Genomic DNA, 226 nt, shown 5'->3' with positions numbered 1-226 from the left:
ACTCTAGAAAGGAGGTGATCCAGCCGCACCTTCCGATACGGCTACCTTGTTACGACTTCACCCCAGTCACGAATCCTACCGTGGTAAGCGCCCTCCTTGCGGTTAAGCTACCTACTTCTGGTAAAACCCGCTCCCATGGTGTGACGGGCGGTGTGTACAAGACCCGGGAACGTATTCACCGCGACATGCTGATCCGCGATTACTAGCGATTCCAACTTCATGCAGT

General features: G+C 54.4%; 1 rRNA gene. It reads right to left on the bottom strand.

Annotated features, from left to right (window positions below):
• Positions 1-7 precede the first annotated feature (7 nt).
• Positions 8-226: ribosomal RNA gene (locus GEV01_RS31570) — 16S ribosomal RNA — on the bottom strand; the annotation flags it as partial.

This window comes from Rugamonas rivuli (genome assembly GCF_009380165.1).
GTDB lineage: Bacteria > Pseudomonadota > Gammaproteobacteria > Burkholderiales > Burkholderiaceae_D > Rugamonas > Rugamonas rivuli.
Note: the sequence above shows the minus strand (reverse complement) of the source record. Positions and strands in the feature narration are given on the sequence as shown.